This is a genomic window from Caulobacter sp. DMC95 (assembly GCF_056313785.1).
The window spans coordinates 487,236-501,490 of sequence record NZ_JBQUZP010000001.1; the positions used below are offsets into that span (position 1 = coordinate 487,236).

At 65.5% G+C, this 14,255-nt stretch carries 13 protein-coding genes and 1 pseudogene; 7 read left to right on the forward strand and 7 right to left on the reverse strand.

What is annotated here, in order from left to right:
* Positions 1-26: 26 nt before the first annotated feature.
* The 5 genes and pseudogenes from mmsB to ACT53N_RS02390 all read right to left on the reverse strand — a co-directional run.
* Positions 27-983 (reverse strand): annotated as a pseudogene (gene mmsB, locus ACT53N_RS02370) (3-hydroxyisobutyrate dehydrogenase); the annotation flags it as partial.
* An 11-nt stretch (positions 984-994) separates the two neighbouring features.
* Positions 995-1,792, reverse strand: a complete 798-nt coding sequence (locus ACT53N_RS02375; RefSeq protein WP_476062371.1) for a class I SAM-dependent methyltransferase — start codon at positions 1,790-1,792, stop codon at positions 995-997.
* 58 nt (positions 1,793-1,850) lie between these two features.
* Positions 1,851-2,903: an enoyl-CoA hydratase/isomerase family protein gene (locus tag ACT53N_RS02380; RefSeq protein ID WP_476062372.1), complete on the reverse strand. Its 1,053-nt coding sequence runs from the start codon at positions 2,901-2,903 to the stop codon at positions 1,851-1,853.
* A gap of 8 nt (positions 2,904-2,911) precedes the next feature.
* A complete protein-coding gene (locus ACT53N_RS02385; protein WP_476062373.1) occupies positions 2,912-3,511 on the reverse strand; it encodes a histidine phosphatase family protein in 600 nt (199 codons plus the stop codon).
* A gap of 7 nt (positions 3,512-3,518) precedes the next feature.
* Complete coding sequence (locus tag ACT53N_RS02390; RefSeq protein ID WP_476062374.1) at positions 3,519-4,664, reverse strand: isobutyryl-CoA dehydrogenase; 1,146 nt, start codon at positions 4,662-4,664, stop codon at positions 3,519-3,521.
* A gap of 261 nt (positions 4,665-4,925) precedes the next feature.
* On the opposite strand from ACT53N_RS02390, the gene ACT53N_RS02395 reads away from it, so the two are divergent.
* The 6 genes from ACT53N_RS02395 to ACT53N_RS02420 all read left to right on the forward strand — a co-directional run bounded on the left by ACT53N_RS02395 (position 4,926) and on the right by ACT53N_RS02420 (position 10,504).
* Positions 4,926-5,384 (forward strand): DUF2147 domain-containing protein, encoded by a 459-nt coding sequence (locus tag ACT53N_RS02395; RefSeq protein WP_310211782.1) that lies wholly within the window; start codon positions 4,926-4,928, stop codon positions 5,382-5,384.
* A gap of 144 nt (positions 5,385-5,528) precedes the next feature.
* Positions 5,529-7,028, forward strand: coding sequence for a flavin-containing monooxygenase (locus ACT53N_RS02400; protein WP_476062375.1), 1,500 nt, complete (start codon positions 5,529-5,531; stop codon positions 7,026-7,028).
* Positions 7,029-7,086: 58 nt separating this feature from the next.
* On the forward strand, positions 7,087-8,088 hold the full coding sequence (hemB, locus tag ACT53N_RS02405) for a porphobilinogen synthase (protein ID WP_476062376.1): 1,002 nt from the start codon (positions 7,087-7,089) through the stop codon (positions 8,086-8,088).
* A gap of 1 nt (position 8,089) precedes the next feature.
* A complete protein-coding gene (locus ACT53N_RS02410) occupies positions 8,090-8,953 on the forward strand; it encodes a helix-turn-helix transcriptional regulator (protein ID WP_476062377.1) in 864 nt (287 codons plus the stop codon).
* A gap of 29 nt (positions 8,954-8,982) precedes the next feature.
* Positions 8,983-10,071, forward strand: a complete 1,089-nt coding sequence (locus ACT53N_RS02415) for a serine hydrolase domain-containing protein (protein ID WP_476062378.1) — start codon at positions 8,983-8,985, stop codon at positions 10,069-10,071.
* 34 nt (positions 10,072-10,105) lie between these two features.
* Positions 10,106-10,504: an NUDIX hydrolase gene (locus ACT53N_RS02420; protein ID WP_476062379.1), complete on the forward strand. Its 399-nt coding sequence runs from the start codon at positions 10,106-10,108 to the stop codon at positions 10,502-10,504.
* Between the two features lie 8 nt (positions 10,505-10,512).
* Here the strand turns inward: ACT53N_RS02420 and ACT53N_RS02425 are convergent, their stop codons facing one another.
* Positions 10,513-11,136, reverse strand: coding sequence for a TetR/AcrR family transcriptional regulator (locus ACT53N_RS02425; protein WP_476062380.1), 624 nt, complete (start codon positions 11,134-11,136; stop codon positions 10,513-10,515).
* Between the two features lie 56 nt (positions 11,137-11,192).
* Here ACT53N_RS02425 and ACT53N_RS02430 point away from each other — a divergent pair, with 56 nt between their 5' ends.
* Complete coding sequence (locus tag ACT53N_RS02430) at positions 11,193-12,044, forward strand: metal-dependent hydrolase (protein WP_476062381.1); 852 nt, start codon at positions 11,193-11,195, stop codon at positions 12,042-12,044.
* Between the two features lie 152 nt (positions 12,045-12,196).
* Here the strand turns inward: ACT53N_RS02430 and glyS are convergent, their stop codons facing one another.
* Positions 12,197-14,254, reverse strand: a complete 2,058-nt coding sequence (glyS, locus tag ACT53N_RS02435; protein WP_476062382.1) for a glycine--tRNA ligase subunit beta — start codon at positions 14,252-14,254, stop codon at positions 12,197-12,199.
* Position 14,255 lies beyond the last annotated feature (1 nt).

Consider the following 14,255-nt stretch of genomic DNA (forward strand, 5'->3'; position numbering starts at 1 on the left):
CCCTAAGTTATCGCCGCATGGCCGATTCAATGCAGATCGGCCACCCTTCCGCGCAGTAACTCGATGACGGCCGAAAAGTCCTTGCCGCCGAAGCCGTTGGCGTCGAATAGCGCGTACAGCGCCTCGGCCTGTGCGCCCATGGGCGTGGAGGCGCCGGCGCGGGCCGCCGCTTCCTGAGCCAGCTTCAGGTCTTTCAGCATCATCGCCGAGGCAAAGCCCCCCTCATAGCCGCGATCGGCTGGCGTCTGAGGCCCCACGCCCGGAACGGGACAATAGGACGTGATTGACCAGCACTGACCTGAAGACTTGCTGGCGATTTCGAAGAAGCGATCGGCCGCCAGGCCGAGCTTCTCCGCCAAGGCGAAGGCCTCGCAGGTCCCCAGCATGGAGACGCCCAACAGCATATTGTTGCAGATCTTGGCGGCTTGGCCCGCTCCATGATCGCCAGCATGAATGGTCACTCGCGACATCGGCGCCAGGGCGGCCTCGACAGCGGCGAAGTCCTCGGCAGCGCAGCCAACCATGAAGGCCAGCGTCCCGGCCTCGGCGGCCATGATCCCGCCAGATACCGGCGCATCGGCGAAACGGAAGCCGGCTTCAGCGGCTTGCTTGGCTACAGCGCGGGCGCTGTCGACATCAATCGTCGAACAGTCGATCAGCAAGGCGGACTTCGGCGCATGGGCGAGGATCTGCTCGCCATAGACCACTCGCACATGCGGCCCCGCCGGCAACATGGTGATGACCACCTCGGCGTCCGCCACCGCCTCAGCGACCGAATCGGCCGCAAGGCACCCCGCAGCCACGGCGCGCGCGACAGCGGTCGCCGAAAGGTCGAAAGCACGGACCTGATGCTGAGCCTTCGCCTGGTTCGCGGCCATGCCGCCGCCCATGTTGCCTAGGCCGATAAAGGCGATACGCGTCATCCCGGAACTCCCTGCAAAAGCGAACCGCGCCTCATGGGCGCGGCTCTTATCGTTGATCCTGTTCGGCTTTCTTAGCGAACAGGCTTGCGGAACTTGTAGACGAACTGGTCGGTCTTCCCGCGAATGCCTGCGTCATAGACGTTGGCGGCGCGAGGGTCGGCGGTGTTACGCAACACCCGCGTCTCGCCCTCGAAGACAAAGCCGGCGGCCGTCACCTCGGCCTTGACCACTGCAGGATCTATGCGGTGGAGCGTCTCCGTGTCCCGCAAGCCCGAGCCGGCGTTTGCGACGTGGTCCAGCACCAGATAGACGCCGCCCGGCTTCAGAGCCCGGAACACCTGGCGGTTCACGACGCCCAGGTCGGCGGGGCCCATGAACTTGTTGTGCATGTCGTGATAGTTCTGGGCCGTAAACACCAAGTCCAGCTTCTCGGGCGCCCCGAAATTCGGAAGCGTGTTGAGGATCACCTGAACGTTTGAATAGACCGGATCGCGCGCGATCGCGTTCACAGCAGGCTCGCGCTTGGCCAGCTTTGTCAGCTCATCGGGCACGTAGGCGTAGACCTTGCCCTTGGGCCCAACAGCCTTCGAGAAGATCCGCGTGAAGTAGCCGCCGCCCGGGATCAGGTCAGCCACCTTCGCGCCGCTCTTCACGCCGGCGAAGGCCAAAATCTCGCCAGGATGACGATCCTTGTCGCGGATCATGTCGGCGGCGGGCCGCGAAGGATCGCTCAGCGCCGCAGCGATATTGGCGGGAAGCGCGATCGCGACGGGCCCAGACGGCGGTGGCGGCGGGGGCTCCATCATCGGCTGGCTCGCGCAGGCCGCCAGACCCAGCACGGCGACGAGACTTAGAAGCGGCTTACGCATGGCAATCCTTCCGAACCGACGTGTTCTTCTTTGCGGGCACGTTAGCGCACGACGTCCGCTACGTCAGCGGTGTCCATTCCTCTTCGGCCGGAAGCGGCGCGAAGATCTCGGCCAGCGCCGCTTCGGTCACGTCTTCCACACGGGCCGGCGACCAGCGCGGCGCGTTGTCCTTGTCGACGATGACGGCCCGCACGCCTTCGATGAAGTCGTGCTTCATCACCACGCGAGAGCCGATCCGGTACTCCATTGCCATGTTCTCGGCGAAGTCTTCCAGAGCCGCGCCGCGCTTGAGCTGCTCGAAGGCCACCTTGAGGGTCTGGGGCGACTTGGCTTTCATGACCTCCAGCTGCGCCTTGCCCCAGTCGCTGGAGTCGAGGGTCAGGAACTCGAAGATCTCTTCAACGCTTTCGCCCACGAACAGCCGATTCAGATCCTGTTCGAAGCCCAGGAGCGAGGCCTTGCCCGCGTCGGCGCGATACTTGCGCAACGTTTCTTCGATGCGGCGCGGATCGGCGACGATCGCCTTCTTCAGACCCTCAACCGCACCGAACTCCACAAAGTGCGTGGCAATGCCGAGCCGCATGCAGTCAGCGCCCTTGATCCGGGCGCCGGTCAACGCGAGCCAAAGCCCAGCCTTCCCGGGCAGGCGCGGCAGGTACCAACCGCCACCCACATCAGGGAAAAGGCCGATGCCCGTCTCCGGCATGGCGAAAGTGGTCCGCTCGGTGGCGATGCGGATGTGGGCCGGCATCGAAATTCCGACGCCCCCGCCCATAACGACGCCGTCCATGATCGCGACAACGGGCGTCTCGTAGGTGAACAGCAGATGGTTGAGTTGGTACTCAGTGTGGAAGAACCGTCGCGCCTCGACACCGTCCTTGGCCCCGCTTTCAGCCAGCATGCGGATATCGCCGCCCGCGCAGAAGCCGCGCTCGCCGGCGTGGTCGATCAGGACCATGTAGATCTCGGGATCATCCTGCCAATCCAGCAGCGCGCCGATCATGGTTTCGCACATCCCTAACGTCAGAGCGTGCAGCGCCTTCGGGCGATTGAGGGTGATCCGCCCAACATTCTTCTCGACGCGGATGAGAACTTCTGGATCGTCGGTCATGGCAGGTCCTAGGCGGGTTCGTCGATCGGCGCGCAGTCGAAGCGGTCGATCTGGCCGTTAGCGAGGCGATAGATGGCGTCCTGAGGAATATCGAGCCGCAGCGTCTCTTCCCGCCTCAGGCCGGCATAGGCGCCGCGGAGCAGCCGGCCTGCGACGCCATGGCTGACAACAATGAGGCGCCGGTCGGGTTCGGCGATCTGCTCGCCCAACCACGACATCAGACGCGCCATCATGGCCTCATAGGTCTCGCCGCCCGGCGCCTGGAAGCCCCAGGCGTCGTCGCCCACCAGATGCGGATTCTCGCCATGCACGTCTTCGCGCAGGCGTCCGGACCATTCTCCGACATCGATCTCGACAAGACGCTCATCGAAACCGACCTCAAGGCCCAGCCGCTCACCGATCGCTTCCGCCGTCGCGCGAGCCCGGCGGAGGGGGCTGGAGACAAGCCGCCAAGGCGCAGGCGGCTCGCGCCGCACGAGGTCGCGCAGCAACGTCCCCATGGCCTTGGCCTGCAGCACGCCCAGCGGCGTCAGGTCAGACTCCGTCCGTCCCTGCAGGCGCCCCTCGCGATTGTGAAAGGTCTGGCCGTGGCGACAGAGAAAGATCATCCGACGGTCACTGCCTGAACATCTCGCGGGCGATGATGACGCGCATGATTTCGTTGGTCCCTTCCAGGATCTGGTGCACCCGCAGATCGCGCACGATGCGCTCCAGCGGATAGTCCTGGAGGTAGCCGTAGCCGCCATGTAGCTGCAAGGCGTCATTGGCCACCTGGAAGCCGGCGTCGGTCGCGAAGCGCTTGGCCATGGCGCACAGCTTGGTGGCCTCAGGGTGCTTGCTGTCCAGCGCATGGGCCGCGCGGCGCACCATCAGGCGGGCCGCCTCCAGCTCCGTGGCCATATCGGCGAGCTTGAACTGCAGGGCCTGGAAGTCCTTGAGCGGTCGGCCGAACTGATTGCGGGTTTCGAGGTAGGCCTTGGCGGTGTCGAGCGCGAACTGGGCGCCGCCCAGCGAGCACGAAGCGATGTTCAGGCGACCGCCGTCCAGCCCCATCATGGCGAAGCGGAAGCCCTCGCCCTCCTGCCCGATGCGGTTGGCGACCGGTACGCGGCAGTTGTCGAAATTGACCTGAGCCGTCGGCTGGGCGTTCCAGCCCATCTTGCGCTCGTTGGCGCCGAAGCTGAGGCCCGGCGTTCCCTTCTCGACTACGAACGCCGAGACGCCCTTTGCGCCCTCGCCGCCCGTGCGGGCCATCACGACATAGATGTCCGAAACGCCGCCGCCGGAGATGAAGGCCTTGCCGCCGTTGAGGACATAGTGATCACCATCCAGCTTGGCGCTCGTGCGCATCGCTGCGGCGTCCGAGCCCGAGCCCGGCTCGGTCAGGCAGTAGCTGGCGATCAGCTCCATGGAGGTCAGGCGCGGCAGATAGCGCTGGCGCAGATCGTCCGAACCGAAGCGGTCGATCATCCACGACGCCATGTTGTGGATCGTCAGATAGGCCGCGACGGGGACATCGCCGTAGCTCAGGGCCTCAAAAATGATCGAAGCGTCCAGCCGTGACAGGCCGGAGCCGCCAACATCTTCGTTCACATAGATGCCGGCGAAGCCCAGCTCGGCGGCCTGGCGCAGGACGTCAACGGGGAAGTGCTTTTTTTCATCCCAATGCGCCGAATGCGGGGCAAGCTGTCCTTCAGCGAAAGCGCGAGCGGCGTCTTGGATTGCGACTTGATCTTCGTTCAGCGCGAAATCCATGCGCACTTCCTCCCGTTCGGGGCAGAACCGCCCTCGCCTCGTTGACGGCTGACGTGCCGCGCCAGCGACGCGCTGTCAATCATGGGCCACCGCCATTTCACGGCGTCATCCAGACTATGGGAAGGCCGAGGCCCGTGTGACCTGAAATCCTCCGTTACACGGTGTGAATCGCCCGTTGGGGCGCACCCTCTTGATAACCATCACCTTTCGCTCCAAATGCGCTGCTCCGGGGATGGCGTCCTCCACAACACTTTTACACTGACCGTGATGCGTTTCTTCAAATCCGTCCTCGCCGCCTTGACCGTGGCCCTGTCCGTGACTGCATTCGCCGCGCCCGCCTACGCCGGCGGCGACATCACACGAAGCTATGGCGTCTGGCGCAACCCGAAGAACACGGTCCACCTCGAGATCAAGAACTGCGGCCCGGCGACCTGCGGCGTCGTGGTGTGGGCCAGCGCCAAGGCGGAGGCCGACGCCCGCAAGGCCGGCGCCGACACGCTGATCGGCAAGCAGCTGCTTCGCGAATTTGAGGCTCAGGATAACGGCTCGCTGAAGGGCCGCGTGTGGGTGCCGACCCTGAGGATCACTCTGGTCGGCACCGCTGACGTGCTCGACGCCAAGACCATGCGCGCCAAGGGCTGCGTGATCGGCAACCTGCTTTGCAAGTCCCAGGTCTGGACGCGTCTGGACGGACCGTCGGTGCTGGCCTCTCGCGCCGCTCCGTAGGCCGCGACAAGCGTTTCCCGCGCGAACGGGCTTGATTAAGCGCAAAGCCCGCGCGACCCTCTAAGTGTACGTTGATAACCTAAGCGCCCGTCAGAGGCGCTCGGTTTGACAGGCCGCGTAGCGGCCGACACGGGAGGAACGGGCATGGCCGAGGCGGCGACGCTTCAGAAGTCCGCGCAAGGCGCGGCGACACAGCATTTCGATGTGATCATCGTCGGCGCGGGCATATCCGGGATCGGCGGGGCCTATCATCTGACGACCCAGAGGCCAGGAACGCAGTACTGTGTTCTTGAGGCCCTCGACGGCTTCGGCGGCACCTGGCTGACACACACCTATCCGGGTATTCGTTCCGATAGCGACCTCTACACCTTCGGCTATCGCTTCAAGCCCTGGGTCGGCCCGCCGATCGCCACGGCCGCCGAAATCCTCAGCTATATGGGCGAGGTGATCGACGAGAACGGGCTTGGCGAGCACATCCGCTATCGTCGCCGGATCAGCGCCGCGCGCTGGTCGTCGAAGGACAAGCTCTGGACGCTTGAGGTCACCAGCCCCGACGGCGTCGAGACCTACACGACCAACTTCCTGTGGATGTGCCAGGGCTACTATCGCCACTCGGTCGGCTACACCCCCGATTGGCCTGGCATGGACCAGTTCGAGGGCCGTATCGTCCATCCGCAGACCTGGCCGGCCGACCTCGACCTGAAGGGCAAGAAGGTCGTCGTCATCGGCTCCGGCGCCACCGCCGCCACCCTGGTGCCCAACATCGCCGGCGATTGCGAGCACGTGACGCTGCTGCAGCGCTCGCCGACCTACTTCGTGCCGGGCCGCAATGAGAACGAGCTAGCCAATACGCTGCGCCAGCTGGAGATCGACGAGTCCTGGATCCACGAGATCGTCCGCAGGAAAGTGCTGTTCGACCAGCATGACTTCACGCGCCGCGCGATCGAGGAGGCCGACACCGTCAAGACCGAACTGCTCGAGGGCGTGAAGATGTTCCTCGGCGAGGAGTTCGACGTCGCCAAGCATTTCACGCCACGCTACCGCCCCTGGCGCCAGCGGATCGCCTTCGTGCCGGACGGCGACCTGTTCCAGGGCATCGCCTCGGGCAAGGCCAGCGTCGTCACCGACGAGATCGAGCGCTTCACCAAGACGGGCCTGCTGCTCAAGTCTGGCGAAACCCTGGACGCCGACGTGATCATCACGGCCACGGGCTTTGACCTCTCGGTGCTGGGCGACATCGCCTTCGATATCGACGGCCAGCCGCTCGACTTCGCCAAGACCGTCACCTACCGCGGCATGATGTTCACCGGCGTGCCCAACCTCGTCTGGGTGTTCGGCTATTTCCGCGCCAGCTGGACCCTGCGCGCCGATCTGATCGGCGACTTCGTCTGCCGCCTGCTCGCGCATATGGAAGACAAGCATGTCCGCCAGGTCGAGGTCGCCCTACGACCAGAGGACAAGGACATGAAGATCGGGAGCTGGATCGATCCCGAGGACTTCAATCCCGGCTACCTGATGCGCAACATGCACCTGCTGCCCCAGGCCGGCGACAAGCCCGAATGGCGCCACACCCAGGACTACTGGACCGAGAAGGATCTCTTCCCGACCATCGACCTGGACGATGCGGCGTTCCGCTATTCATGAGGACGCTTAAGGACACCCTGGTCTTGCCTCGACCGGCGGCGCGGTTCACATCAAAGCCATGACCACGCCGCCCCTCGCCCCGTATCCGCACACTCGCCTGCGCCGCGTGCGCCAGAACGACTGGATCCGTCGTCTCGTTCGCGAGCACGAGGTGCGCCCGTCCGACCTGATCTGGTCGATGGTCGTGCATGAGGGCGAAGGAACGATCCCGGTCGCCTCGATGCCGGGCGTCGAACGCCTATCGGTGAAGGAAGCCGCCAAGGCCGCTGTGCGGGCCCGCGATCTGGGCATCCCGGCTATCGCCATCTTCCCGCACATCGACGGGTCGCGGAAGGACGCCACGGGCTCGATCGCCGCCGATCCGGACGGCGTGATCCCCCGCGCGGTCAAGGCCATGAAGGACGCCGCCCCCGAGGTCGGGATCATGTGCGACGTGGCGCTGGACCCCTTCACCGACCATGGTCACGACGGTGTGGTCGAGGGCGGCAAGATCCTCAACGACGCCACCATCGAGCGCTTGATCGAGCAGGGCCTTATGCAGGCCGAGGCCGGCGCCGACATCCTGGCGCCGTCCGACATGATGGACGGCCGCATCGGCAAGCTGCGGGCGGCGCTGGAAGCCGCCAGCTACCAGGACGTGATGATCATGTCCTACGCCGCGAAGTACGCCTCGGCCTTCTACGGCCCGTACCGCGACGCGATCGGCTCGGCCAAGCTGTCGGCCGGCCAGGGCGACAAGAAGACCTACCAGATGGACCCGGCCAACACCGAAGAGGCCATCCGCGAGGTCGCGCTCGACATCGCCGAGGGCGCTGACATGGTCATGGTCAAGCCGGGCATGCCCTACCTCGATATCGTCCGCCGCATCGTCGACGAGTTCCGCATGCCGACCTACGCCTTCCAGGTGTCGGGTGAATACGCGATGATCATGGCCGCCGCCCAGAACGGGTGGATCGACAAGGACCGCGCCATCCTGGAAAGCCTGACCGCCTTCAAGCGCGCCGGCGCAGCCGGGATCATCACCTATTTCGCCCCGTGGGCGGCGGAGAAGCTGGGCTGAAATGACAGCCCCAAGAACCGACTTCAGCCAAGGCCGGTTCTACGGCGCGCCGAACGTTGAGCGCCAACTGCCGGGCGTGCGTCTGGCGCACCTGGAAGCCACCAAGCGCGCCGACCACGTCGATGAGCATAGCCACGACGACGCTCACTTCGTACTGGCCACGCACGGCCGCTACATCACCACCGCCTCCGGTCCGGAGACCGAAGGTCCGGTCTTGGTCTACAACCCGCCAGGCGTCGTCCACCGCGACCGCTTTTTCGATGGCGGCGGTTGCTTTCTCGCGGTCAGCTTCGATGCGACGGACTGGCGCGCCTTGGCCGAAGCCGGCGCCGGCCCCGCAATCGACGCACTTCGCCTCACGGGGCCCCAAGCCCGCAGCGCGGCTTTGCGTCTGACGCGCGCCCTGCTGATCCGTGACGCCGAGTCGCTGTCGTTGGAAGGCTTGAGTCTGGAACTGGCGGCCCAGGCCCTGGCGCCGCCTCCCCAAAGCGAAAAGCGGCCTAGCTGGCTGGACCTCGCCGAGACCTATCTGGCCGACACCTTCGACCAACCGATCGGCGTCGCCGACCTGGCGCGCGTGGCCGGCGTCCACCCTGTCCACCTTGCGCGAGGCTATCGACGCTGGATAGGCGCGCCCCCCGGAGATCGCCTGCGCACGCGACGACTGGAGCGCGCCGCCGACCTCCTGATGCGTGGACGGGACTCGATCGGTGACATCGCTTTGGCGTCCGGCTTCTGCGACCAGAGCCACCTCAATCGCCAGTTCATCCGCGCCTATGGCGTCACCCCCGGAGAGTTCGCGCGGCTGTGCGGACGGCGCTCGCATGTTTCAGATGTCCAAGACGCGGGCTTCCGCGCGACCTAGACCGCGACGGCAGATTTTGGAGTTCCCCGTTGAAAGTTCTCGCGTTCGCCGCCGCCCTGGCCCTTGCGCCGCTCAGCGCCCAAGCCGCCCCAGAGATGCTCACCGCGACCCCAGTCGCCGAAGGGCTCTCCGCCCCGAAGCTTGACGCCATGTCGGCCGCGATCAGAGCGGGGCAGTTCCAGCAGATCACCAGCGTCTTGATCGCCCGCCACGGCAAATTGGTGTTCGAAGCCTACTATGACGAGGACAAACCCGACGGCGGTCCAGAGGCGCGGCGCAATACGCGCTCGGCCACCAAGACCGTCACCGCCCTTTTGGCCGGCGCTGCGATCGACCGGCAGGCGCTGCCGAGCGTTCAGGCTCCGATCAAGCCCTACCTCAAGAACCGCCCGCCGGCGGCCCATCCCGACCCTCGCAAAGACAAGGTCACGGTCGAGGACCTTCTGACCATGAGCTCGATCGCCGAATGCGACGATGAAAATCAATTCTCTCGTGGCAACGAAGAGCGCATGTACCTGATCGAGGATTGGGTCGGCTTCTATCTCGATCTGCCCGTGCGTGGGTTTCCAGAATGGGTTCCGAAACCGGAAACCGCCCCCTACGGCCGTAGCTTCAGCTATTGCACCGCTGGGGTCGTGACCCTGGGTCAAGTGGTCCAGAACGCGGTCGGCAAGCCTCTGCCGGTCTTCGCCGACGAAGCGCTGTTCAAGCCGCTCGGCATCGTAGCGCCCCACTGGCAGATGTCGCCGCTGGGCCTTGCCATGGGTGGCGGCGGCCTTGGTCTGCGAAGCCGCGATCTGTTGAAGCTTGGCCAGCTCTACGCCAACGGCGGGCAGTGGAACGGCAAAGCGGTGCTGTCGGCCGACTTCATCAAGGCCTCCATCACGCCGCACGCCAACGCCCGCCAGGACACCGACTATGGCTACCTGATCTGGCTGCTGACCTTCGCGGGTCACAAGGCCTGGGTAATGAACGGTTCCGGCGGCCAGAAGGTCGTGATCATCCCGGACCTGGATCTGGTCGCCGTCGTCACCACAACAAACTTTGGCGTCCGTCAGCCCCACGCGATCTCCGAGAAGCTGATCGTCGAACACATCCTGGCGGCGGTCGAGAAATAGCGACGCGACTCTCGGGCGCGGCTAGGGTCTGATCATGAGCCGCGTCCTCGATATCGTCACCGCCGTGATCCGCGACGAGGCCGGCCGGCTTCTGCTGGTCCGCAAGCGCGGGACCGCGATCTTCATGAAGCCCGGCGGCAAGCGCGACGCTGGTGAGGACGACCTGACCACCCTGGCTCGCGAACTGCGCGAGGAACTGGGCTGCGAGCTTGTTTCGGCGACCCTGCTGGGCTGCTTCAGCGCGCCCGCCGCCAACGAAGCCGGCTTCACCGTGCAATCCGCGACCTATCTCGCTGACGTGACAGGCGAGATCGCCCCGCGCGCCGAGATCGAGCAACTGGCCTGGGTTGATCCGGCCAAGCCCGGCGACTTGCGTCTGGCTCCACTCCTCACCCAGGCGGTGCTACCTGCGCTGCGGATGCGCGATCCGTAGCTCGGACCTCAGCCAGACACCGCCTCGTCAATGCGTTGCTGGATCAGGGCCTGAGCCAGCTCGCGCGCGCGACTCGCCGGCCGGCCGAGCAGTTCGCTCAAGGTCGGACCGAACAGACCCACGCCCACCGCCAGGATGATGTTCAGCAAGATGAAGTCGACCACGCCGTCACGGTCGATACGCACGTCACGGGCGACGCGGGTCTCGATAATTTCGTCGACCACGTCACGCACCAGCGTCATCCGCCGCCCCTCGCCGGTCATCTCCAGCCAGGCGGCTAGACGCGCCGCGCCCTTGGCCTCAAAGGCGTCGAACAGGGCCTGAGCACCCATGCCGATCTGGGCCCGATCCTGCTGCAGTCCGGCGATCACCTTGTCGGCCAGTTGGCGGATCATCCGCTCCATCAGCGCCGTCTCGACCCCGCCGATGGAGCCAAAGTGGTGGATGACATTGGCGTGGACCACGCCGGCGGCCTTGGCCACGTCGGCCAGCTTCAGGGCCTGGGGCCCCTGCTCCACCAGGATCGCCTCTGCGGCCGCCAAGATGTTCTCGCGCGCGGCTTCCGGCGAGCGGCGAACGCGCGGGGCGCGGACAGGCGAAGTCTCTATTGACATTTTTGTCAGTACAACCAAATCTCAGGAGCAACAGAGGCTGACCAAGCCTCAACTTGGCCCAGGACACAACGCCCATGACCGCTGCGACCAAGCATACGCCCGATGATCTCGCCGTCGCCCCGCGCGACATCCGCTTCGACCTGGCCTCGGCCCAGAAGGGCCACTGGCTGGGCGGCGATCCCGTCGGCACCGCCGTGTTCAACGCCATGTCCCTGACCTTCCCGGACGGCGAGCGCATGTTCATGGATGCGGTGAAGGCCTATCGCGACCGCCTGTCGGGCAAGCTCCTTGAAGACGCCAAGGGCTTCATCGCCCAGGAAGCCATCCACTCGCGCGAGCACCATCACCTCAACAGCCTGATCGACCGCGAGCGCTATCCGGTCGCCGAGATCGAGGAGACCATTCGCGGCCGCGTGAAGATGGCCCGCGATCGCGGCCCGATGGCCATGCTGATCTCAACCATCGCGCTGGAGCACTTCACGGCCATGATGGCCGAGATGCACGCCCGCCACCGCAACCTTTTCGACACCACCGACCCCGAGATCGAAAAGCTGTGGCGCTGGCATGCGGTCGAGGAGACCGAGCACAAGGCCGTGGCCTATGACGTCTTCCTGGAGGTGACCAAGGACTGGTCGCCGCTGAAGCGCTACATGATCCGCTGCCGGGCGATGTTCTTTGTGACCATCATGTTCACCCGCAACATCAGCCGCTATGCCGCGCGCCTGCTGGAGGCCGACGGCTATACGCCCAAGGCGGCGCTGAAGGCGGTCAAGCGGTTCGTCTGGGGCGACCCGGGCATCTTCCGCCGCGGCTGGAAGACCTATTTCGCCTGGTACCGTCCGGGCTTCCACCCGTGGGACCAGGACGACCGCCCGCTGGTCGCCGACTGGATGGCGGAATTCAACGCGGCGGCGGTGCGGGTTTAGGGGTCAAAAATCCGATTTCCCCGGCGAATGCCGGGGCCCAGATCTTAAGGCTGTGAGGTTCATGCAGAAACGCCCGCGATCCTTTCGGATACGCGGGCGCTCTTGCATCTGGGCCCCGGCATTCGCCGGGGAAGTCGGAGGGGGAGATCCCCTTACCCCCCGATCAGCCCAAAGTCCGCCACCTGCCCCATCGCATCGCGCACGGCTGCCAGCGTGCGAAGGCGGTTGTCGCGGTGTTCGGGTTCGTTGACGAAGACGCCGTCCAGATAGGCGTCGACCGGGCCGCGCAGTTCGGCCAGCTGGGTCATGGCGCCGGTGAAGTCTTCCTTCGCCAACGCGTCCTTCAGCGGCTTATCCAGCAGACGCAGGGCGTTGTAGAGGCCCACCTCGGCCGCGCTGTCGGCGGTCGGCGCCTGCATCTCGCCGGTCGGCAGCGGGCCCTTCTTCTCCTCGCCCTTGAGGATGTTGGAGGCGCGCTTGTAGCCGGCCAGCAGGTTCTTGCCGTCGTCGGTCTTCAGGAAGCCGTCCAGGGCCTCGACCCGCGCGACGATGCGCGCCAGGTCGTCGTCGCCCAGGGCGAACACGGCGTCGACGAGGTCGTGACGCTTGCCTTGGTCGCGGAGAGTGACTTTTAGGCGGTCGGCGAAGAACGTGACGATCTCGGGCGCAACCTCAGGGCCGCCACCCGTGAAACCATCCGAAACTTCTGAAATGATATGCAGTGCTTTACGAAGGATAGAGGCTAGCGGCAGGCTCAATCCGTTCTCAAGGATGATACGGATTACACCCAAGGCGGCGCGGCGAAGCGCGTAAGGGTCTTTTGAGCCGGTGGGCTTCTCGTCGATCGAGAAGAAGCCTGCCAGCGTATCGAGCTTGTCTGCCAACGCCACGGCAATGCTCACCGGGGCTGTCGGTACGGCGTCCGAAGGCCCTTGGGGCTTGTAGTGCCCTTCGACCGCGGCAGCGATCTCGGCGTCCATTCCAAACTGGCGAGCGTAGTAGCCACCCATGATGCCTTGCAGCTCTGGGAACTCACCTACCATCTGCGAGGCCAAATCCGCTTTGGCTAGGCGTGCAGCCTCCCTTGCCTTAACGGCATCCGCGCCAATCTCTTCGGCGACCACAGCGGCCAGGGCGACGATACGCTCGACGCGCTGGGCCATCGTCCCGAGCTTGGCGTGGAAGGTCACGCCATTCAGCTTTTCGAGCCACGGTTCGAAGCCGACCTTGACGTCCTCGTCCCAGAAGAATCGGGCGTCGGACAGGCGCGAGGACAGCACCTTGGCGTTGCCGGCCGAGATCACCGCGCCGCCGTCGGCCGCCTGGATGTTGGCGATGGTGATGAAGTGCGGGGCCAGCCCCTCCTCCCCGGCCTTGCGGACGGCGAAGTACTTCTGGTGGGTGCGCATCGAGGTGCGGATGACCTCGGGCGGCAGGCTGAGGAACACCGGGTCCATGTCGCCCAGCACCGGCGTCGGCCATTCGGCCAGGCCCGCGACTTCCTCGAGCAGGCCTTGGTCCTCGACCAGTTCCAGGTGACGCGCGAAGCACAGGGTCTTGCAGCCTTCCAGGATGCGGGCTTTCCGCTCCTCGACGTCCAGCACGACGTAGTGGGCTTCCAGGCCCGCCGCGTACTCGTCGAAGTCCTTGGCCGTGAACGGCTTGGCCTCGCCCATGAAGCGGTGGCCTTCGGTGACGTCGCCACTTTCGATGCCTTCGATCGTGAATGGCACAACCTCGCGGTCCAGCACGCAGAGGATCCGCTTCAGCGGACGCACCCAGCGCAGCTTCTTGGTCCCCCAGATCATCGACTTGGGCCACGGGAAGCCGCGGACGATGGCCTCGACCATCTCGGCGATGATCTCGGCGGTCGGTCGGCCCTTTTTTTCGATGAAGGCCATATAGACGCCGTCGCGCTCCACCAGCTGGTCTTGCGTCAGGCCCGCTTTGCGCAGGAAGCCTTCCATGGCCTGCGGCGGGGCGCCGACGCGAGGGCCTTTCAGCTCTTCCTTGCGGTCGGCCTGGGCCAGCGGCAGGCCTTCGGCCACCAGGGTCAGGCGGCGCGGACCGGCGAAGGTCTTCAGGGCCTCGGGCAGGAAGCCAGCGGCGGCCAGGTGCTCGCGCGCCATGCGCTCCAGGTCCTTGGCGGCCTGGGCCTGCATGCGGGCGGGGATCTCTTCCGAGAAAAGTTCGAGGAGAAGTTGGGGCATC

Bases quoted from the DNA above. Each gene is read 5' to 3' on its own strand.
- ACT53N_RS02400 (WP_476062375.1), top strand. From the start codon at position 5,529: ATGGCCGAGGCGGCGACGCTTCAGAAGTCCGCGCAAGGCGCGGCGACA.
- ACT53N_RS02410 (WP_476062377.1), top strand. From the start codon at position 8,090: ATGACAGCCCCAAGAACCGACTTCAGCCAAGGCCGGTTCTACGGCGCG.
- ACT53N_RS02430 (WP_476062381.1), top strand. From the start codon at position 11,193: ATGACCGCTGCGACCAAGCATACGCCCGATGATCTCGCCGTCGCCCCG.
- ACT53N_RS02395 (WP_310211782.1), top strand. From the start codon at position 4,926: ATGCGTTTCTTCAAATCCGTCCTCGCCGCCTTGACCGTGGCCCTGTCC.
- ACT53N_RS02385 (WP_476062373.1), bottom strand. From the start codon at position 3,511: ATGATCTTTCTCTGTCGCCACGGCCAGACCTTTCACAATCGCGAGGGG.
- glyS (WP_476062382.1), bottom strand. From the start codon at position 14,254: ATGCCCCAACTTCTCCTCGAACTTTTCTCGGAAGAGATCCCCGCCCGC.
- ACT53N_RS02380 (WP_476062372.1), bottom strand. From the start codon at position 2,903: ATGACCGACGATCCAGAAGTTCTCATCCGCGTCGAGAAGAATGTTGGG.
- ACT53N_RS02420 (WP_476062379.1), top strand. From the start codon at position 10,106: ATGAGCCGCGTCCTCGATATCGTCACCGCCGTGATCCGCGACGAGGCC.
- ACT53N_RS02375 (WP_476062371.1), bottom strand. From the start codon at position 1,792: ATGCGTAAGCCGCTTCTAAGTCTCGTCGCCGTGCTGGGTCTGGCGGCC.
- hemB (WP_476062376.1), top strand. From the start codon at position 7,087: ATGACCACGCCGCCCCTCGCCCCGTATCCGCACACTCGCCTGCGCCGC.